21 protein-coding genes and 1 pseudogene are annotated in these 19,096 nt (G+C 71.1%); 5 read left to right on the top strand and 17 right to left on the bottom strand.

The annotated features are described in order from the left end of the window. From ACFVZH_RS27585 to ACFVZH_RS27530, 12 genes and pseudogenes are all read right to left on the bottom strand, one after another. Window positions 1-257, bottom strand: a pseudogene (locus tag ACFVZH_RS27585) (ATP-binding protein); the annotation flags it as partial. 1 nt (window position 258) lies between these two features. Next, the gene (locus ACFVZH_RS27580) at window positions 259-1,107 is read right to left on the bottom strand and encodes a bifunctional DNA primase/polymerase (protein WP_384901300.1); all 849 of its coding nucleotides are present in this window, start codon (window positions 1,105-1,107) and stop codon (window positions 259-261) included. After that, complete coding sequence (locus ACFVZH_RS27575) at window positions 1,104-1,832, bottom strand: DNA methylase (RefSeq protein ID WP_384901315.1); 729 nt, start codon at window positions 1,830-1,832, stop codon at window positions 1,104-1,106. The genes ACFVZH_RS27580 and ACFVZH_RS27575 overlap by 4 nt, the downstream gene beginning before the upstream one ends. A gap of 83 nt (window positions 1,833-1,915) precedes the next feature. After that, complete coding sequence (locus tag ACFVZH_RS27570; RefSeq protein WP_384901298.1) at window positions 1,916-2,269, bottom strand: hypothetical protein; 354 nt, start codon at window positions 2,267-2,269, stop codon at window positions 1,916-1,918. A 3-nt stretch (window positions 2,270-2,272) separates the two neighbouring features. Continuing rightward, window positions 2,273-2,461, bottom strand: a complete 189-nt coding sequence (locus tag ACFVZH_RS27565) for a hypothetical protein (protein ID WP_384901296.1) — start codon at window positions 2,459-2,461, stop codon at window positions 2,273-2,275. Window positions 2,462-2,663: 202 nt separating this feature from the next. Further along, window positions 2,664-4,799 (bottom strand): FtsK/SpoIIIE domain-containing protein, encoded by a 2,136-nt coding sequence (locus ACFVZH_RS27560; RefSeq protein ID WP_384901294.1) that lies wholly within the window; start codon window positions 4,797-4,799, stop codon window positions 2,664-2,666. A gap of 89 nt (window positions 4,800-4,888) precedes the next feature. Then, window positions 4,889-5,086: a DUF6257 family protein gene (locus tag ACFVZH_RS27555; RefSeq protein WP_384901291.1), complete on the bottom strand. Its 198-nt coding sequence runs from the start codon at window positions 5,084-5,086 to the stop codon at window positions 4,889-4,891. Window positions 5,087-5,162: 76 nt separating this feature from the next. Next, window positions 5,163-5,543 (bottom strand): DUF6251 family protein, encoded by a 381-nt coding sequence (locus ACFVZH_RS27550; RefSeq protein WP_384901289.1) that lies wholly within the window; start codon window positions 5,541-5,543, stop codon window positions 5,163-5,165. A 25-nt stretch (window positions 5,544-5,568) separates the two neighbouring features. Continuing rightward, window positions 5,569-5,904: an RRQRL motif-containing zinc-binding protein gene (locus tag ACFVZH_RS27545; RefSeq protein WP_384901288.1), complete on the bottom strand. Its 336-nt coding sequence runs from the start codon at window positions 5,902-5,904 to the stop codon at window positions 5,569-5,571. Continuing rightward, the gene (locus ACFVZH_RS27540; RefSeq protein ID WP_384901313.1) at window positions 5,901-6,968 is read right to left on the bottom strand and encodes a conjugal transfer protein; all 1,068 of its coding nucleotides are present in this window, start codon (window positions 6,966-6,968) and stop codon (window positions 5,901-5,903) included. The genes ACFVZH_RS27545 and ACFVZH_RS27540 overlap by 4 nt, the downstream gene beginning before the upstream one ends. Before the next feature lie 62 nt (window positions 6,969-7,030). Continuing rightward, window positions 7,031-7,315 (bottom strand): hypothetical protein, encoded by a 285-nt coding sequence (locus ACFVZH_RS27535; protein WP_384900380.1) that lies wholly within the window; start codon window positions 7,313-7,315, stop codon window positions 7,031-7,033. Further along, on the bottom strand, window positions 7,312-7,578 hold the full coding sequence (locus tag ACFVZH_RS27530) for a DUF6284 family protein (protein WP_384901286.1): 267 nt from the start codon (window positions 7,576-7,578) through the stop codon (window positions 7,312-7,314). Before ACFVZH_RS27530 ends, ACFVZH_RS27535 begins: the two co-directional genes overlap by 4 nt. Window positions 7,579-8,092: 514 nt before the next feature. On the opposite strand from ACFVZH_RS27530, the gene ACFVZH_RS27525 reads away from it, so the two are divergent. The 4 genes from ACFVZH_RS27525 (at window position 8,093) to ACFVZH_RS27510 (ending at window position 12,987) form a co-directional block, all read left to right on the top strand. Beyond that, window positions 8,093-8,935 carry a sigma-70 family RNA polymerase sigma factor gene (locus ACFVZH_RS27525; RefSeq protein WP_384901284.1) on the top strand — a complete coding sequence of 281 codons (843 nt, stop codon included), beginning with the start codon at window positions 8,093-8,095 and terminating at the stop codon, window positions 8,933-8,935. Between the two features lie 133 nt (window positions 8,936-9,068). Next, window positions 9,069-9,764, top strand: coding sequence for a hypothetical protein (locus tag ACFVZH_RS27520; protein ID WP_384901282.1), 696 nt, complete (start codon window positions 9,069-9,071; stop codon window positions 9,762-9,764). Between the two features lie 373 nt (window positions 9,765-10,137). Then, a complete protein-coding gene (locus tag ACFVZH_RS27515; protein ID WP_384901280.1) occupies window positions 10,138-11,598 on the top strand; it encodes a basic amino acid/polyamine antiporter in 1,461 nt (486 codons plus the stop codon). 126 nt (window positions 11,599-11,724) lie between these two features. Continuing rightward, complete coding sequence (locus tag ACFVZH_RS27510; RefSeq protein ID WP_384901278.1) at window positions 11,725-12,987, top strand: arginine deiminase; 1,263 nt, start codon at window positions 11,725-11,727, stop codon at window positions 12,985-12,987. A 146-nt stretch (window positions 12,988-13,133) separates the two neighbouring features. Here the strand turns inward: ACFVZH_RS27510 and ACFVZH_RS27505 are convergent, their stop codons facing one another. The 4 genes from ACFVZH_RS27505 to ACFVZH_RS27490 all read right to left on the bottom strand — a co-directional run bounded on the left by ACFVZH_RS27505 (window position 13,134) and on the right by ACFVZH_RS27490 (window position 16,231). After that, entirely contained in the window at window positions 13,134-13,634 is a 501-nt protein-coding gene (locus ACFVZH_RS27505) for a DUF1269 domain-containing protein (RefSeq protein WP_384901276.1), read from the bottom strand. Window positions 13,635-13,734: 100 nt separating this feature from the next. Beyond that, window positions 13,735-14,376 carry a hypothetical protein gene (locus ACFVZH_RS27500; RefSeq protein ID WP_384901274.1) on the bottom strand — a complete coding sequence of 214 codons (642 nt, stop codon included), beginning with the start codon at window positions 14,374-14,376 and terminating at the stop codon, window positions 13,735-13,737. A 38-nt stretch (window positions 14,377-14,414) separates the two neighbouring features. After that, entirely contained in the window at window positions 14,415-15,509 is a 1,095-nt protein-coding gene (locus tag ACFVZH_RS27495) for a chemotaxis protein (protein WP_384901272.1), read from the bottom strand. A gap of 233 nt (window positions 15,510-15,742) precedes the next feature. Then, the gene (locus ACFVZH_RS27490; RefSeq protein WP_384901270.1) at window positions 15,743-16,231 is read right to left on the bottom strand and encodes a DUF1269 domain-containing protein; all 489 of its coding nucleotides are present in this window, start codon (window positions 16,229-16,231) and stop codon (window positions 15,743-15,745) included. Window positions 16,232-16,423: 192 nt separating this feature from the next. Between ACFVZH_RS27490 and ACFVZH_RS27485 the strand changes: the two genes are divergently transcribed. Beyond that, window positions 16,424-16,876 (top strand): hypothetical protein, encoded by a 453-nt coding sequence (locus ACFVZH_RS27485; RefSeq protein ID WP_384901268.1) that lies wholly within the window; start codon window positions 16,424-16,426, stop codon window positions 16,874-16,876. 118 nt (window positions 16,877-16,994) lie between these two features. On the opposite strand, the gene ACFVZH_RS27480 is transcribed toward ACFVZH_RS27485, so the two are convergent. Continuing rightward, complete coding sequence (locus tag ACFVZH_RS27480; RefSeq protein ID WP_384901311.1) at window positions 16,995-18,680, bottom strand: MFS transporter; 1,686 nt, start codon at window positions 18,678-18,680, stop codon at window positions 16,995-16,997. Window positions 18,681-19,096: the final 416 nt, after the last annotated feature.

The following is a 19,096-nucleotide window of genomic DNA, read 5'->3' as shown; positions in this document are numbered from 1 at the left end:
AGCGCGAGCGCTTCGATCAAGTCGAGTGCCTCCTTCAAGGCGGTTCCGTTGAAGACGCCGTGGCCGTCGCGGAACAGGCCGACCATGAGTTCCTGACGGTGGCTGCCGGACGTGCCCTGCGATCGGATCGGGCGGGCGACGGGGTGGCCGTTGCGCTGGGCGTAGACGGCACCGTCCACGGTGCGGAAGTACCGGAAATGGCTCTGCGCGTAGTCGGTGATGACTTCGCGGGCCGGGGTCTTCTCGTCCTCGGACATGTCACATCCCCAAAGCGGACTGGGCGTTGGACCACGCCTCCGTGCAGTGCCGGTCGGATTCGCCCCTGGCGTGCGCGACGGAGAAGAGGCGAGCGATGTGGGCCTCGGTGAGGCAGCCGCACCGACCATGCGCGGACAACACCGCCAGGAACGTCCGGTAGACGGTGGTGTGGATGGCGCCGGCCGCGTCGGTGATCCGCTGCTCGGCCATGGCGATGCCGCGCTCCAGATAGGCGGGCGACCGGTGCGGGCACGCCCCGCCGCTGGCGGGCGCGGGCACGGAGACCGTGCGGGGCGCGGGCCGGGCGCTGGGCGGGGTCTTCTCGGCGAGCGCGCGGACGGTATCCGGCAGCGTGGTCAGGGTGCCGGTGCCGGGGCCGAGCCAGCGTGCGTAGGACATGGAGGACTTCAGGTCCACGCCGTCGCGCACGCCGTTGACCGACCGGAGGGTGCCGGAGTAGATCCAGTGCTCGCCCCGGGTGGTGGCGACGGTCCGGGTGGGCGGGAGGGTCCGGCGGGCCCAGTCGACGGCGCCCTGGTGGTCCAGGTCGACGACGGTCACCCCGGCACCGCCCGGGTGATAGGCGACGGCCTCCGCGTGCCACCACGCAGCCGTCCAGGCCGGGGAGGCGACGACGGCGGGGTCGGTGGTGGCGGCGGCCCAGGCGTGGCACGGCCGGGGGCAGGCGCAGGGGCCGGGGGTCTTCATGTTCGGTCGGCCGCCGCATGCGTTCTGCGCGCAGGCGGGGCAGTTGCCGAACGGCATCTTCCCGGGACGCAGGGGCAGGACGGGCAGTCCACCGGCGGCGAGGTGCAGCGCGGTGCCGAGGGGCGAAGGCAGGGACGTCATGCCGGCACCTCCGCTCGAACCTGCGCGTGGAACTGGGCGCCGATCCAGTGAGTGTAGGCCGGGGGGATGGCCTCGGTGAGTTCCTCGCGGACGTCGGTCCAGGTGATGCCCATGGCGGCCTGAAGCTCGGGGACGCTGGGCTTTCCGCCGCCGTTGCCGTAGGCGGCGACGTAGGGGCCGTCGAAGAACTCCCCGTGCCGCCACCCCCGCACTCGGCCCCGGTGGGGGACGTGCACCGGCGGGGTGACACTCCAACGGCCCAACTCGAAGTTCCGGTGCCGCAGCACGCCGAGCCCGAACTGTTCGCCGCACAGGGTGAGGTCCTTGCGGATCTCGGCCTTGCCGTTGGGCTGCTCGATCACGTACGGCAGCCCGGACGCGTCCAGCAGTGCGCGGGTGGGCGGGACCAGGTCGACGTGGGTGCCACCCCATCCCTTCGACTGGTTGGTGCCGACGGTCAGCGCGCATCCGGCCTGGCAGGGCGGGGAGGAGTGGATGAAGGCGTACCGCTCGATCTCCCCGGACGCGATCAGCGCGGAGAGGTAGGCCAGGGCGTCCGCCTGGACGAAGGTGAAGGGGTAGTTGGGGCGGGGGCGGATGTCGACGCCGACGACGTCGAATCCGGCGCGGCGGTAGCCCGTCCCGGCGCCGCCGGCGCAGCAGAACAGGTCCAGCAGTAACGGCCGGGCGGTGCGCTCTCGCCGGATGAGGGTGGGTTGGGTCATGCTGGATGTCTCCAGTTCGTTGTTGGCGTGCTGGGTGAGGGCGGCCCGGTCTTTGGCGAGATGGCGGGCCGCCCTTCGTGCTGTCATGCGGCGAACAGGCCGCGTTGCTCCTGCCCCGGGCCCTCGATTTCTCGGGTGGCGGGGTGCAGGGAGTTGGTGGTGATGACCTGGCCGAGGATCGGTGCGCGTTTGTCGGTGACGGGCCCGTCGTTGTGGAAGCGCCAGGTGCCGACGTCGTGCTGCTGCGGCTTGGCCTTGGTCGCGACGGTGTAGCGGCGGGGCTCGTCGGTACAGGTGGCGTTCCAGGCTTCCGCGCACACCTTGTGGACAACCTCACCGGCGTGGGACCGCATGGGGGTCGGTCGGCCGCACAGGCAGCAGGGTCGGTCCTGGGTGCGGTCGAAGTGCCGAGCGTCGCCCCAGTCCAGGTGACCCATGGGTCAGAGCTGGGAGACGGCCTGGATGAGCGATTCGGTGAGCTGGTTGATCGGCTTGGCGGCGCCGGTGGAGGCGAGGAAGAAGCCGAATCCGGCGGCGGTGAACGCGGCGCCGGGGCCCAGGGTGCGGGAGCGCAGGAGGAAGAACAGGACGAGTCCGAAGAGGGCGACGAGCGAGAGGCTGACGGCCACGGGGTTGTTCTCCGTTCGGCTGGTGTGAAGGGTCAGGGAGGGAGGCAGACGGCTACCCGGGAGGGCTCCCAGGGGCCCTTTCAGGGCCCTGAGCTGGGGTGCCTCCCTGGCTCCCTGGATGGGTGTTTGTGCTGATCAGGGCCAGGGAGGCGGGTCAGGGAGGTGGTCAGGGAGTTCTCCCTGCCTCCCTGCCGCCTCCCTGTCACTCGGCGGCGGATTCCGCTGTCTCGGCGGCCCGTCGGCCGAGCGCGTCGGCGACCCGGAGAGAGTCGACGACCATGCGCCCGTCGCTCTTGCGGGGCGGGGCGCCGGCCGCCTCCAGGACCTGACGGAGGTTGGAGAACGTCCACTCGCGGTACTCGCCCGGATTCAGCGCGGCGAGGCGGCGCAGGACTTCCTGGGTGAGCATCTTCGACTCATCCCCCAGGACCCGGTCGATGTCGGCGAGCGCATCCACGACCGTCTCCGAGGGCTCGACGGCCGTCAGGGTGGTCACCCCGTCGCGCAGGTTCTTGGCGCGCTCCGCGACGGCCGTGGCGGCGGCGTCGTCGATGAAGTGGGTGCGGACGGTGATCGACGGCTGTCCGGCCGGGATCTTGATGCCGTCGGAAGCGACCACGACGGTGCCCTTGTCGAGCCCCTGGCGCAGCATGTGGGGGGCGGCGCCGCCTTCGACGGCGTTGTCGCCCAGGGCCATGCGGGCTTGGGACTCGGTGCCCAGGACGAGGGAGATGCGGGTGTGGGCGCCCTCGCGGACGAGCTTGGGCAGGTTCTCGTTCGTGGGGTCCTGCGTGCCCTGCCACATCAGCACGTCCACGGCCCGGCCCTGGTTGTGAATCTTGCGGACGGACTGGAAGTAGCGGCTGGTGGCCTTGGTGCCGCCGTAGGGCCGCTTGTCCTTGCCCTCACCGACCGCCGGGCACATGAACGCCACCTGCGCCTCGTCCACCAGGCAGATCAGCGGCGTGAACTTGGTGCCGGGCGGAGCCTGGATACGTCGTTCCATCTCCGCCACCACGGCTTCGACCATCTCGGTGGCGTCGATGACGTGGTCGTCGGTCGGGCCCTGGATCAGCACGGTGGCGATGCCATCGAACATCCCCCAGTCGCCCACGCCCTTGAGGTCGGCGATCCGGAACTCCACCCGGCGGTCCAGCGCCAGCCACAGCGCCAGGGCGCGCACGGAGGCGGTCTTGCCCTGGTTGGACTTGCCCGTGATCAGCAGGTGTCGCTGGTACAGGCTCAGTTCGGCGGCGTCCCCGCGCAGGTCCTGGCCCCAGGGGGCGCGGCCCTTGGCGTAGTCGGCGCTCATCGTCTCGTCCGTGACGAGCGGGGAGGGGGCGATGGGCTCGTCCAGGGCGCCGGAGTCGGCGATCCACAGCCGCACCGTGCGGGCGGCCTCGGGGATGGTGATGAAGACTTCGTGCTCGTGCCGGTTGAGGTTCTCCGCGAGCTTCTTGCGCCGCCCCCGCACCTCCTCGGTGGAGACGCCGGAGGGGAGGGTGACGTCGACCTCCACGCCGCATCCGGCGATCCGGATCGGCCCCAGCATCGCGGCGCCGGCGTCGCCCATGTCCTTGATGGCCTTGCGCAGCGGGGCGATGCCGAGGTCGCGCAGGGCGGTGACCACGATGGACGGGGTGATCGGCGCTCCGGCGTCGTCGGACCGCTGGTTGACCGGAAGAGCCCACTGCGGGGCGGTGGCCCGCTGGCGTCCGACGGCCCAGAGTCCGGCGAGCGCGAGAAACGGCCCGACGACCATCAGCGGGCCCCACACCAACTGGACGAGGAAGACAAGCAGCCGGATCAGCTCGATCAGGGCCATCAGCGGCGTGAAGACATCCGACGGGTCCTTGGTGGCGATGGCCAGGGCGATGCCGATGGCGATCAGTCCGCCGATGCCGCCGGCCGCGCCGATCGCGGCGCTCTTGGCGGCGTCCTGCGGGGCGGTGAGCAGGTCCATGCGCCGCTTGTGCCGCTCGGTGCGGAAGCGGTGCAGTCGCTCCTCCCACTCGCCGGCGGCCTCGTAGTTCCCCGCGGCTTCCGCCGCGCGGAGGAGACGCTCGTAGCGGGCGCCGGTGCGGCCGTCCCACGCGCGGCGGGCCGTGACACGGGTGCCGCCCAGGACGTAGGCGCCGTGGCGGACGGTGAGGCGGGCGGCCTGGCGGGTCCGCTCGTGCTTGACCACGCCGGTCACGGCGCGGGAGGTGCGGACGAACACCCGTAACGGGCGGGGCTTGTGGGCGGGGTCGGGCACCACCGTGAGCGGCACGGTGGCGGGGGTGGTGGGCTCTTGGATGGTCGGGTCCTTGAACAGGGGGACCACGTTGTCGGTCATGCTGGGGTTCTCCTGCTGCTCGAAAGGGTGGAGGGAATGGGCCCGGGGCGGTCGGGTGCTTGGCGGCTGTCGGCCGCCCCGGGGCACAGCTACTTCGCGTTCTTCTCGGCGCGCTTACGGGCGCGGTCGATGACGCGCTCGACCTTGGCCTCCAGGTCTCCCTGGTAGACGGACTCTCCGGCGATCCCGCGCTTGCACATACGGGCGACGTACCAGCCGACCTGCGCCTTCTCACCGGCGGTCAGCGGCGGGGTCTTCTGCTCGTTCTCGTTGCTCTTGCTGGCCACGACACGGTCCCTTCCGGGGCCGGGGCTGTCCCGACTCCCCACGACCCCCGCAAAGGACGGGAATCGCAGGCAGCCGTCAGCGGCGGCGCTTGCGCGTCTTGGCCAGGGTCTTCGCGGCCGCTCTACCGTCCGGGCCGCCGACCGACTTGACGACACTCACGACGCCCCAGGCCATGACGGCGGCCAGGAACGCGAGCAGGGCCAGGTTCGCGGCGATCGCGGTCAGCGCGCCGACGAGCAGGGGGCCGAAGTAGACGCAGGCGGCGACCGTGCCGGCCCCGATGCCAGAGCCGAGCGCGATCCGCTGGACGGTGCGGTCCGGCGGCGCCTGGTGGATGTGCTGATGGACCACCTGCGGGCCGCTGAACGTGCCCTGCGGGGCAGGGAGATTGTCGGCGTAGGTGTAGGTGCCGTCCGGGAGCTGCACGACCCGGACCGGCTCGGGAAGGTGGTTCACGGGACTCACGTCCTCTCGTGGCCGCTCAGACGGCGGCGGTGTCGGGGTAGGCGCAAGGGGTGCACATGCCGAGCGAGGCCGGGATCCGGTACCCGGCGTCCCGCCCGCACTCCGGGCAGACCCGCCGCGCCGCGTTCGCCCGTTCTAGGGCCGCCCAACGGGCCGGGGTCATCGGACGGACCGGCCGGGCCCGGTCGATGCGGTAGAGGAACGCAATCAGCGGTTCGCGTCGGCGGCGGGGGCGTTCGAGCTGAGCGACGACCGGCTGACCGGCCGGCCGCAGACCCGCCGCCCGGAGCTGTCGGAAGGTGGCTAGGCCCTCCGGGGCGAAGCGCCACCGGTAGACGGGGAGCGTGCTCACGACGTCTCACCGCGCTCGCCCTTGAGGGTGTCGCGCAGCCACCGGCCCTTCTCCGGAGAGGTCCGAAGCGCCTTGCGGATGCCGTCGGCGGTCAACTGATCGACCGCCCACGACTCGGTCAACTGCCGAGCCTCAGCCAGCAACTCATCCTTCGTGCGGCGCGGGCGGGTCGACTTCGCGACCTCCGGCACCCGACCGGTCGCCCGCCGGCGGGGGGCTTCCTCGGCCGCGACCGACCGGGCCATCGCCCGACCAGTCGACTCCCCGGACACCGCCCGGGTGGGCTCTTCCCGACCGATCGGCCCGGGGTCGACCGGAACAGGTTCGAGAGCCGGTACGGGCTGGTCAGAGGTAGACCGTTCCATACTGATCTGATCCGATTCCTCCGCATTCATTGGGTGGATCGGTCGGGTAGACCGGTCTACCTCCAGCTCCACCACCAACTCGACCGGTTCGTCGACCGATCCGGTGGGCAGGGCGGGGGCGGTGGGGACGCCGAACATGTCGGCGAGGGCGGCATCCGCACCGGTGGCGACCCGCTGCCGCTGGACGTCGAGCAGCCGATCCCCCAGCTCGATGTCCCCCGCGCCGACTTTCCGGGCCAGCTTCCACGACTTCAGTTCCGACTTCTTGCGGACCTCTTTGTCGGGGTGGTTGGCGGCGCGGGCCCGGTGATAGGCGAGGGCTTGGACGATCGCGGCGGCGTGCGCTTCGGCCTCGGCGTCGCGTCCGTCGCGGTAGACGACGATCCGGCGGGCGAGGAACGCGGCGCCCTCTGCGGAGGCGGTCATGCCCATGGGGGTCAGGGCGTAGATGACCATCTCGCCCGGGGTGGTGGCGGCCGTGGCGGACATGGCCGCCGCGGCGGCGGGAAGAGCCCACAGCCCCGCCCGGATCACCCGGGGCGAGGACTGGCCCAGCAGGGTCAGGCCGAGCAGCACGATCGCCAGGACGCCGGTCGCACCCTCGCCGGCCGCGACCGCGCCCACGGCCGTACCGGGACCGTAGGCGGCCTTGATGTTGGTGTAGGTGCCGTACCCTCCGGCGCCGCCCGTGGCGAGCATCGGCACGAACGCCGCCCCCAGCACGCCCTTCTGAAGCTTGCTCAGCTCCCGGCCGGCGGCGCTCACCGCTTGCCCTCCGAGGTCTCGAAGGTGAAGGGGGTGTAGGTGACGGGGGTGTGTGCCGTGAAGCGGCGGATGTGCCGAGCGGTGTCCTCCAGGGCCCCGGCGCCGGGGTGCCTCAGCAGGGCCGAGAGCCCGATCAGCACGTCCGTCGCGCGGCGCTCCAGCAAGCGGTAGTGCTCCCGCTCGTCGGCCCGGTCGATCGCGGGGATCGGGATGTCCAGGGCTTCCACGATCGCGGCCAGCAGCCCGGTCGCGTCGCCGTTGAGGTCGGTCAGCCTGCTCACGCGACACCGCCCGCCCGCGCCAGGCCGGCGCGGTTGGTCAGGTCCCGGCGCTCCGCCAACACCCGGTTACGGGCCCGGCGGACACGCCGCTCGTCCAGCATCGTGGCCGGACGGTCGAGCGTCACGATCTCCGCGTCGAGCAGGTCGACCTCCGCCAGAATCAGCGGCATCTCCCACTCGATCGCGTCCAGCTCCGCGTCCGACGGCTCACCGACGGACGGGTTGACCGTAACAACGGCCTGAAGTGCAGCGATGGACAACATTGGGTGTGTTCCTCTCACACAGGAACGGCCCGAACCGACCCCCCGGAGTTGCACCTCCGGGGGGTCTCGCCGTTAGAACCAGGAACTCCGGCTCCCTGCCACTCCGCCCGTACGACGCCCCGCGAAACGAAGGCCGGACGGGCGGAGGAGGCAACCGGCCGCAGCCCGATTGGCTGCGGAGTTGGATGTCCGTTCTGGCGGCCGCTCTCCCCCTGTGCAGGTTGCGGTGCGCCCTCTGTTCAGTTCTCAAGGAACGGCCACCCAGCCCGTCGGCGTGCGACAACGTCGCCTTCCCGGGTCTTCCGGCTGGTGTGGGGCAGAGCTCTCCGAGAGCAGCCCAGGTTCGGGCACGCTCGGCCAATCCATGCAGGTCAGACCATGCATAGACTCCCTTGGCATCTATCGCTTAGGGGGTCTATGCGCTGACCTGATAGCCAAGGTAGGCAGTGACCCACGTAGCCGTCAAGCCCCCCTAGCGATACACTTGCTAGACCCCCTAGGCATGGAGGCTTAAGTGCACGAGGAGATCCAGCGGGTTACTCAGGTAGAGGTGCCTGTAGAGCGAGCCAAGGCGGCGATCGCCCTGATGGCCGACTACCAGGGCCGAGTTACCGAGTTGTCCCGCATCCGACGCGAAGCGATCGAGGAAGCCTCGGCCGCCGGCATGTCCCAGTCGGAGATCGCGACGCTGCTCGGCGTGAGTCGCGGTCGAGTCGGCCAGTTGGCCGCCCAAGGGCCACCCCCCGAGCGCGCCTTCTTCGGCACCGACCTCATGACAATTTCACTCGGCGGCAAGTACGAAGCAGGCAAGTCTCCGGAGGAGGCGGGCGAGGTCGTTGCCCGTGAAGACCTGGGGAACTTCGAGCATCTGCGGAAGCTTCTCGCGACGCTGAAGCTGGAAGCTCAGTACGAGGTGATTCCACCGACGGGAATCGTGAACCTCAACCGCGATAACCATGTGGTGGTCTGCGGCCCCCGCCTCTCACCGATCATCGCTCAGGTCCTGGAAGGTGACGACAACCTTCGGTTCCAGAAGGACCGGGCTTGGCATCTGGTCGACCTGAAGTCGCAGGAGACCTACCGATCACCGATGGACGAGGACGGTTCAGCGGGAGATGTCGGATACCTAGCCCGCCTGCCGCGCCTAGATGGCAAGGGGACGTTCATCTACGTCGCAGGTATCCACTCGATCGGGGCGAACGGAGTGATTCATTACCTCGAAAACCACCTGGCCGAGCTGTATCGAGACGTCCGCACCCATCGATTCTCCACGCTGATTTCATGCCGCTACGACCCCAAGACGCTTGAAATCTTGGAGAGCACCCGAGTCAGCCCGATCTACCGACACGAGGCGTGACATGTACGTCAGCGTTGCAACAGAACCTGGGGGGTTGGCGCCGAACGAAGACTGGGTGGGGGCGACCCCCTCCCTCGCCCTAGTCCTGGACGGCCTCAGCACTGCGGGTCTGGACACCGGATGCCGCCACGGCGTGCCCTGGTACGTCGCCCAGCTTGGCGGCCACATGATGGCAGCGCTGGCGGCAGGCGACCGTTTGCTCTCGGATGGGCTGGCCGAAGCCTTGGAGAAAGTCGCACGACTCCATCCAGAATGCGACCTCAAGAACCCTGGAACCCCCTCCGCGACTGTGGCCATCCTTCGGGAGCGTTCCGGATACTTCGACCATCTCGTGCTCGCAGATTCGCCCGTCGTCCTGGAGGGCGCCGACGGGATCACGGTGCTGACAGACCTGCGGGTGGATGAGGTGTGCCAGGACCTGCGCGCCGAGACGGAACGCCTCCAGACAGGCACTCCGGAGCACCGTGCCAGCGTCGCCAGGCTCGTGGCTGCGCAGAGGGAGATCCGGAACACCCCAGAGGGTTACTGGGTGGCCGCAGCGGCACCTGACGCCGCCTCGCACGCGCTGACTGGCACCGTTGCGGCTGCTGACGTGCGATCGGCGGCCGTCATGTCCGACGGCGTCTCGCGACTGGTGACCGAATATCAGATGGCGACCTGGGAAGCGCTGCTCTCTCAACTCAGGCAGAGTGGGCCGGCCACCCTCATTCGCACGATTCGCGACGTGGAAGCGACTGATCCCTATGGTCAGCGCTGGCCCCGCTACAAGGCAGGAGATGACGCGGCGGTAGCCTTCTGCTCCTTTACCCAGGACGCAGCCGCCCTCTGACGGCAGAGGTTGACGGCAACGTCGACGCACGACGGCAAACGTCTAAGCCCTCCCAGTGCAATGCCCTCGCGCCCCCAGGAACCCCACGTCAGACACAGGGCGAACTCCTAAAGCGGGTGTCGCAGGTTCGAATCCTGCCGGGGGCACCAATCGACGGCCCCTCGTTCCGATGGAACGGGGGGCCGTTGGCGTGTCCGGGGTGGGGCAGGGGGCGGCAGGGGGCGGGGGGTGCCAGTGGGAGGGGCTGATGGGGTGAGGGGTGGGGGATATCAGGACAAAAGGGGTGGAGCGGATTAGATTTCCGTGGGAGGGGGTGGGTCGGGGGGTGCTTCCTGGAATTGACGGGGTTCGAGCGCGAGGTACGAGGTAGCCCATGGCCCACGCAGACGCCGGTACCGAGGCCAAGGGGAGCGGAGTGGCGCCGACGGCGAAGCTGACGTTCGTGACGCTGACCGCGATGGTGGTCGGGTCGATGGTGGGGGCGGGGGTGTTCTCGCTGCCACGGCGGTTCGCGCAGGAGACGGGCGTGGCGGGGGCGCTGATCGCGTGGACGGTCGCGGGGGTGGGCATGTTGATGCTCGCGTTCGTGTTCCAGACGCTGGCGGTACGGCGGCCGGACCTGGACGCCGGTGTGTACGCGTACGCGAAGGCGGGGTTCGGGGAGTACCTCGGCTTCTTCTCGGCCTTCGGGTACTGGGCCAGCGCCTGTGTGGGGAACGTGACCTACTGGGTGCTGATCATGTCGACGATCGGGGCGATCGCCCCGGCGCTGGGCGACGGGGACACGGCGCTCGCCATCGTGCTGTCGTCCGCGGGGCTGTGGGGGTTCTTCCTGCTGATCCGGCGGGGGGTGAAGGAGGCGGCGGCGATCAACCGGATCGTGACGGCCGCCAAGATCGTCCCCATTCTGGTCTTCATCATCCTGGCGCTGTTCTACCTCGAACCGTCGGTCTTCGCGGACAACTTCAGGGGCGCCGACTACGCCGGCTCGCTGTTCAACCAGGTCCGCGGGACCATGCTCGCCACCGTCTTCGTCTTCCTCGGGGTCGAGGGCGCGAGCGTGTACTCGCGGCACGCGAAGCGGCGGGAGGACGTCGGACGGGCCACGATCCTGGGCTTCCTCAGCGTCTTCGCGATCTTCGCCTCGGTGACGATCGTGTCGTACGGGATCATGCCGATGAGCGAGATCGCCGAACTCCGCCAGCCGTCCATGGCGGGCGTCCTGGAGGCCGCCGTCGGCACCTGGGGGCAGGTGTTCGTCAGCGTCGGCCTGATCGTCTCCGTCCTCGGCGCCTATCTCGCCTGGACGCTGATGGCCGCCGAGGTGCTGTTCGTCGCGGCCAAGGACAAGGACATGCCCCGGTTCCTGGGGCGCTCCAGCGGCGACGACGTCCCGGTCCCCGCGCTGCTGCTGTCGACGGCCCTCAGCCAGGTCATCCTGGTCGTCACGGCCTTCTCCGACGACGCGTTCAACTTCGCGCTCGACCTGACGAGCGCCCTGAGTCTCATCCCGTTCCTGCTGGCCGCCGCCTTCGCCGTGAAGATCGCGCTCCGGCCGCAGGCGGCGGGGACGGCGGGCCGGAGCACCCGGCGGGAGCTGGTCGTCGCCGTCGTCGCCACCCTGTACACGGCGTTCCTGCTGTTCGCGGCCGGGCTCAAGTTCGTCCTCGTCTCCTTCATCCTCTACGCCCCGTCCACGTTCCTGTTCGTCAAGGCCCGGCGCGAGCAGAACCGGCGGCCGTTCTCCCCGGGCGAGGCCGTGATGTGCGCGCTCTCCGTCCTCGGGGCGGCCGCCGGGGTGATCGCCCTCGCCCTGGGCTGGATCGAGCTCTGAGCCGGCCGATCGGGCCGATCGGGTCACCCGGGCCGATCGGGCCTCCACCCCCATGGGCCACCCCCGTGGGATCCACCCGCACGGGCGGAGCACACGTATCCCCCCTCCAGGAAAGGCAGCAGCACGATGACTTCTGACACCTCGACGGGTGAACCCGCGCTCGGCGTCCATTCCGAGGTCGGCCGCCTGCGGAAGGTCCTGGTCTGCGCCCCCGGTCTCGCGCACCGGCGGCTGACCCCGACCAACTCGGACGACCTGTTGTTCGACGACGTGATGTGGGTGGAGAACGCGCAGCGGGACCACGCGGACTTCGTCGGCGAACTCACCGAGCGCGGGGTGGACGTCGTCGAGCTGCACCGGCTGCTGGCCGACACGATGACCGTTCCCGGGGCGAGGGACTGGCTCCTCGACCGGAAGATCGTCCCCAACGAGGTCGGCCTCGGGCTGGTCGACGACACCCGGGCCTTCCTGGAATCGCTGCCCCCGCGCGAGCTGGCGGAGTTCCTCATCGGCGGGCTGTCCACGGCGGATCTGCCCGCCGAGTTCCGCTCCGGTTACGTGTCGCTCGCCCGCGAGGGCGTGGGGGCGCGCGAGTACCTCATGCCGCCGCTGCCGAACACGCTCTACACCCGTGACACCACCTGCTGGCTGTACGGCGGGGTGACCCTGAACCCGCTGTACTGGCCCGCCCGGCACGGCGAGACCCTGCTCATGAAGGCCGTCTACACCTTCCACCCCGACTTCAAGGACGCGACCGTCTGGTGGGGCGACCCCGAACAGGACTGGGGCCAGGCGACGTTCGAGGGCGGCGACATCATGCCCGTCGGAAACGGCGTCGTCCTCATGGGGATGAGCGAGCGGACGTCCCGCCAGGCCATCACCCAGGTCGCGGCCGCGCTGTTCGCCCGCGGCGCCGCCCAGCACGTGATCGTGGCCGGGATGCCGAAGCTGCGGTCGGCGATGCACCTCGACACCGTGTTCACCTTCGCCGACCGCGACATCGTCACGCTCTATCCGACGATCGTGGACGCCGTCCACACCTTCTCGCTGCGGCCCTCCGACAAGGCCCCGGGGGTCGAGATCGTCGACGAGGGCACCACCCCGTTCGTCGACGTCGTCGCCAAGGGACTCGGGCTGCCGGGGCTGCGGGTGATCGAGACCGGCGGCGACGTCTACGCCTCCGAGCGCCAGCAGTGGGACAGCGGCAACAACGCCGTCGCCGTCGAACCCGGCGTCGTCTTCACGTACGACCGCAACACCCAGACCAACGCCCTGCTGCGCAAGGCCGGGGTGGAGGTCGTCACCATCGTCGGCGCCGAGCTCGGCCGCGGGCGCGGCGGCGGCCACTGCATGACGTGTCCGCTGATCCGGGACGCCGTCGACTTCTGAGTCCGGCACCACGGTGAGTCCGGCGCCACCCTCGGACCGCCGCGGTCGGCCACCGCGTGCCGACGGGCCGCCGGTTCCCCCCGTACGGAGGGAGCCGGCGGCCCGTCGGTGTGCGTACGCCCGTTGGTTGGCGTACGCCTACGGGGTCAGGCCGTCGAGTCGGGGCCGGCGAGCTGTTCGGCGAGTTCGCGCTCGCTCTCCTCCGAGAGGGAGGTCTTGAGGACGGTGCCGCCGAAGGGCTCCATCGCGGCGGTGAACCGGGCCTCGGTGATCTCGGTGGCCATGATCACGACGGCCGCCGAGCCGGGGGCGAGGAGGTCGCTCACCTTCTTGCGGAACCCGCTGTCGACGCCCATCTGGTTCAGCTTGCCGATGAGACCGCCGATGGCCGCGCCCACCACGCCCATGGCCGGGGTGAGGATGACCATGCCGAAGACCATGCCCCAGAGGGCGCCGGCCGTGGCCGACAGGGCGATCTCCTCGCTCTTCGCGGGAGTGTCCACATGGGTCTCGCCGTCCTCGTCGACCTTGACGACGGCGAGGCCCTTGAGTTTGACGGCGTGCTCGTCGCGGAGTTTCTGGACCGTCTTGAAGGCCCTGGTCGCGACCGCGTGGTCGTCGTAGCCGATGACGATGAGTTCGGACATGCGCTGATCCCCTCTCGGTTCTCGGTACTCGGTGCTCGGTGCTCGTTACTCAGTCGGTGCTCGGTCCGGTGCTCGGTCCGGTGCTCAGTCGGTGCTCGGCTCAGTACCTCTGGGCTTTGGTGAGCCTCGGCGTCAGCACCGGTTCGGCCGGTTCGCGGCTGATGACCAGGGGCTGGGCGCGGCCGCCGGGCGCGAGGTTCTCCGCGCCCGTGAACTGGGTCTCGACGACCTTGCCCGAGGGGTCGAGGAAGTCGACCTGGACGGCGTAGGACGCCTTCGAGTCCGTCTTGTTGGTGATGCTGACGACGACGGTGAGCAGGCCGTTCGTGTCGGCCCGGGGTTTGCCGGTCATCGCGACCTCGTTCAGGGCGTTGCCACGGCCCTCGACGCCCTTCAGGGCGTTCTCGGCCGCCTGGCGGGAGCGCTCGACCTCGGCGCCGATGGACGCCTTGCGCTCGGCCTCCCGCGCGGAGGCCGAGGCGGCGGCGGACGCGGCCGATGCCTGCGCGGACGCGATGCGCGACTCCGCCGCCGAGGCGACGGACGAGGGGGGCGCGCCGGAGAAGGAGGCCGTGTCGGGTGCCGTGGGACGTTCGCTGAACGTCGGGGCGCCGGTGTCGTCGCCGCCCGAGTCGCAGGCCGCGAGGGTGGCCGCGCCGAGCGCGGTGACGACGACGGCGAGAGCGGCGCCCGCCGCCCGCGCGCGGACCGGTCGTCGCCCGCGGGGCTCCGAGGTGTTCACTCGTGGTTCCTCCGGTGCCGTGGGGGAATCGGACATGGTCAGTAGCGCAGGACGGCGGCGATGCGGGTGGAGTCCGCCAGGGCGTCGTCGGGGACGAACCGCACCTCGGCACCCGTCTCCAGCGCCTGCTCGACGATCTCGTCCACGATGTCGTCGCGGGAGTCGAGGTCGGAGCCCTCGGCGGGTTCGAGATGGTCGCCCTGGTCGCGCACGGTGGTGCGGTAGTGCTCCTCGACGGCGAGCAGCCGGATCCGGCCCGCCTGTACGGCCTGCCAGACCTCGTCGAGGCCGCCGGCGTACTCGCGCCGGCCCCGTGCCGCGTCCAGCTCGGCCAGGACGGTGGTGGTCAGCGCCTCCCGGTGGGCGGCGAGCAGCGGGGCGAGCGCCTTGCGCACCGCTTCCGCGGGCCCCTGGGCGAGGCCGCCGTGCGGGACGGAGGTGGTGCCCTGCGGCAGCGACCCGGTCTCCTCCAGGAGGGCGACCGCGGGCGCCTCGCCGATCACGTACAGCAGCCGGGGCGAGGAGGCGAGGACGGTCCGCAGGGCCTCGTGCGCCTCGCGGAAGAAGGACCGCGCGTCCTCGTCGCGGAAGGTGCTCGGCAGGTCCCCGACGCGTTCCTTGCGCTCCGCGTCCGGGTCGTCGAGGCTCCGCGTCAACGGGAACCCGTCCGCCGTGTGCTCGACGGCCCGCTCCGATCCGCCGCTCCACAGCGAGATCCGGTCCGCGGCCAGGGCCAGCGCCCAGTAGGGCCGTTCGGCGGCCTCGGCGGCGACGAGGTTGCGGGTCAGGAAGGTGTCGGCGAGGACGACCCGTTCGGGGACGGTACGGGCCAGCGACCACACGTGGTGCTCGCCGGGTGCCACGTGGATCACCAGGCCCTCCTCGGCATGCGCGAGGTCGACCTCGGCGACGGCCTGCTCCAGCCGGCCCACCACGTCCGCGCGCCGCTCCCGCGTCACGGCGGGGTCCTCCTCGAGGGCCTTCTCCGCCCGGGCCAGGAGGTTGCGCAGCCGTACGGGGTCCTGGGTGTTGTCCGGCTCGCGGCGGTGGGTTGGCATCACGAGCGACAGGGCGGGGTAGGGCCGGGGCCGCCGCAGGTCGGCGAGCCCTTCGGTGCTGAGCGCGGGGTGCATGGTGCTGGCCTTTCGCGGAGGGATCCGACGGGGGATCCGAGGGGGGATCCGATGTGGGGGCGGGATCGGGGACGGGATCGGGGGGGGCGGGGGGGGGATCGGGGGGATCGGGGGCGGTGGGGAATCCGGGGTGCGGGAATCCGGGGTGGGCGACCGGCCGGTGGCCTCGGTGACCTGCCGGTTCGCCGCCCGGGAACGGGCCGGACCGCGGACGGGCCGCCCGCGGCGGGCCGCTACTGCGGGCCGGTGAGCTGTTCGGAGAGTTCCTTCTCGTCCTGGTCGCTGAGCGAGGTCTTCAGGAGCGTGCCGCCGTGCTGCTGCATCGCGGCCGTGAACTTGTCCTCCGTGACCTTCGACGCCATGATCACGACGGCCGCGGAGCCCGGCTTGAGCAGGTCGCCGACCTGCTCGCGGAAGCGTTCGTCGACGCCGGACTTGCTGAGCTTGCCGACCAGGCCGCCGAGGGCCGCGCCGGTCAGGAGCCCGAGGCCGGGCAGCAGGAAGAGGATGCCGAAGATGGCTCCCCACAGGGCGCCCGAGGCGGCGGAGACGCCGACGACGCGGCTCGACGTGTCGACGTGGGTGCGTCCTTCGGTGTCGACGGAGACGACCGCGAGGCCGTGCAGGTGCACGACGTAGTCGCGTTGCAGGTCCTGCACCGTGCCGAATGCCTGCTCGGCCCGGTCGAGGTCGTCGTAGCCGATGACGATGAGCTCGGACATCCCTGTCCACCTCCCGTGGGCGCCATGGGGGCACGGCACCAAGGTCCACGATTCGTCATCTTCGTCCGGAATATCCCCTTTCGCGACTCGGTGGACCGTCACGGGCGTCCCGGCCGGCGGCGCCGGCCTTGTTCCCGCCGGGGCGCGCGGCTAGCTTCGGAGCGTGATCACGCACGGCCGGGGGGAACGGCGATGACGACAGGCACGACGGACCCGCTGCCGTTCGTGGACGCGCACACCGTGACGGTGGACGCCGGGGCCGAGGAGCTGTGGCAGCGGCTCCTCGCGCGCCTGGAGCGGTCGCTGTCCCGCGAGGGCGGAGCCCGGTACGCCCGGCTCGTACGCGCCGATCCGCGGGAACCGGCCGGGCCGCGGCCGCTCGCGGAGGGCTCGGCGTACCCCGGCTTCCGGGTGGTGGGGGCCGTCCCGGGGCGGGAGCTGGCGCTCGCGGGCGCGCACCGGTTCTCCTCGTACAGCCTGGTCTTCCGGATCGAGCCCCTGGCGGACGGCCGCACCCGGCTGCTCGCCGAGACCCGTGCGGCGTTCCCGGGGGTGGCGGGGCGGATCTACCGGCTCCTCGTCATCACCAGCGGCGGGCACGCCCTCGGCATGCGGCGGATGCTCGCCGGCTACCGGAACCCCTGACTCACCCGTACGGGAGCCCACTCGGACGGAATCCCGCCCTTACGGGAGTCCGCCCGTTCGGGAACCCGCCCTTACGGGAGCCCGTACGGGCGCCCCTGCGGCAGCGGGCCGCGGCGTCTCAGCGCAGTTCCTCCGGGCAGGCCGTGCCGCGGGAGAGCTTGTACGGGGCGGCGAGGCGGTAGACGCCCGCCTCGGGGGCGATCAGCGTGGTCCATTCGTCGCCCTCGGTGTCCGCCTCGGCCTTGAAGAGGCAGCCCTCCTCGTTGGCGAAGACCTTGGGGATCTCGGTGTCGGACTCCTCGCGGGCCAGCTTGGACTCCTCGGTCTCCTGGGGCGCCTCGACCTTGCCGCCCTGCTCGTCGACGAGGGCGAGCCAGGGGGAGTACGGGACACGGATGAGGACCCGGCCGGGGCTGTCGACGCGGATGACGACCTCGTTCTCCTCCGCGCTGAGCACCTGCGCGGGCGGGTCCGCCAGCGGCGTCGGGTCCTCGACCTCGTAGAGGCGCCAGTTCTCGTCCGACCAGACCTGCTTCAGGTACGGCAGGCCGTCCTCGACCAGCTCCGCCTCGCGCTCGGCGCCCGAGTCGGGGGCGCCGGTGGGCAGGACCACGTAGTGGACGGCCCAGCGGTCGAGCCAGTCCTGGTAGTTCACGGCGTCGAGGGTGTCGTCGTAGAAGAGCGGGTTGCGCTCCATGTCGGCCTGGCGGTTCCAGCCCCGCGCCAGGTTGATGTACGGGCTGAGGGCGGAGGACTCGCGGTGGCTGGAGGCCGGCACGACCTCGACCCGCGCCTTGCGGGCGTCCCGCACCTGGAGCTGGTTGACCAGCGGCGCGAGCTCGCGCGCCCAGGAGGCGTCCGGGGCGGTCCGGATGACGTCGTCGACGCCCTTGAAGCCGATCCAGAAGTTCAACCCGGCGAAGGCGAGCAGCAGCGCGTACCAGCGGCGTGAGCGCGGTGCCGTGTACGGCAGGGCGGCGAGCAGCACCACACCGGCGAACAGCATCGGAAGCCGGGAGATGTTCGAGCCGATCTGCGAGTCGATCAGCCAGGTGAGCAGCGTGCCGACGGTGTAGACGGCGGCGGCGGTGCGGACCGTGCGCCAGTCCGCCGGGACGAGCAGGAAGACGAGCGCCCCGAAGAGCAGCGGCAGCGCGGCCGAGCCGAACGCCATCGGCTGCGTGCCCGAGAACGGGAAGAGCCAGGAGGAGAGCGCGACCACGGCCACCGGGGCCAGGCCGAGGGCGTACGCGCCGGGGCGCCTCTTGTTGAGGAAGAGCGCCGCCGCCGCGATGCCCAGGAACAGTCCGGCGACCGGGCTGCACGCGGTCGCGAGACCGGCGAGCGGGGCGGCGACCGCGGCCTTGGCCCAGCGCTTGCGGCGCCAGCGGTGCGGCCAGCAGAAGACGGCGGCGACCGCGCCGAGCGCGAACATCATGCCGAGGCCGAAGGTGACCCGGCCCGAGAGCGCGTTGCAGAGGAACGCGAAGACGGCCGCGATCGAGCAGGCCATCGGGTTCCGCACCGCCCGTACCCGCACCAGGATCAGCGCGGTCAGCGCGGCCGACAGGGTCCCGGCGACCATCATGGTGCTGCGGACGCCGAGCAGCGACATCAGGTAGGGCGAGACGACGCTGTACGAGACGGGGTGCATCCCGCCGTACCAGGCCAGGTTGTACGCGGAGTCCGGGTGCCGTCCGACGAACTCGGCCCAGGCGTCCTGCGCGGCCAGGTCCCCGCCGCTGTTCGCGAAGAAGAAGAACCACAGGATGTGGGTGAGGGCGGCGAGCCCGGTGGCCGCCATGACCGTGTAGCGGCGCTTGCGCCGCGGCGTGGGAGCGGGCGAGACCGGGGAGGGCGCGGGGGCGGGACGCTGGGTCGGAAGCACTATTCGCGGGAGCGAAGAGAGTCCGGTATCCGTGCCCGGGCCGTCGGCGGCGTCACGAGCGTCGCGGGAGTCGTGGGCGTCGCGGGAGTCGCGGGCATCGATGGCGTCACGGGAGTCGTGGGCGTCACTATCGCCACCGGAGTCACGCGCGTCGCGGGTATCACGCGTCCCACGGTAGACGTCGGGGTCGGAGTCCGCGCGGTCGGCGCGTGTCGGCTCGGCGGTGGTCACTGCGGCCCTTTCCCGTGCTGCCCGTCTCGCTTCTCGCGTGGGTCCACGCGTGCGTCTCGTCCCCCGGAAACGCTAACAGCCGGGCGCCCCGGGGTTCCGGG

Source organism: Streptomyces sp. NPDC059534 (assembly GCF_042743475.1).
Taxonomy (GTDB): domain Bacteria; phylum Actinomycetota; class Actinomycetes; order Streptomycetales; family Streptomycetaceae; genus Streptomyces.
The sequence above is the reverse complement of the archived record's forward strand: the minus strand, read 5'-3'. Positions and strand labels throughout refer to the sequence as shown.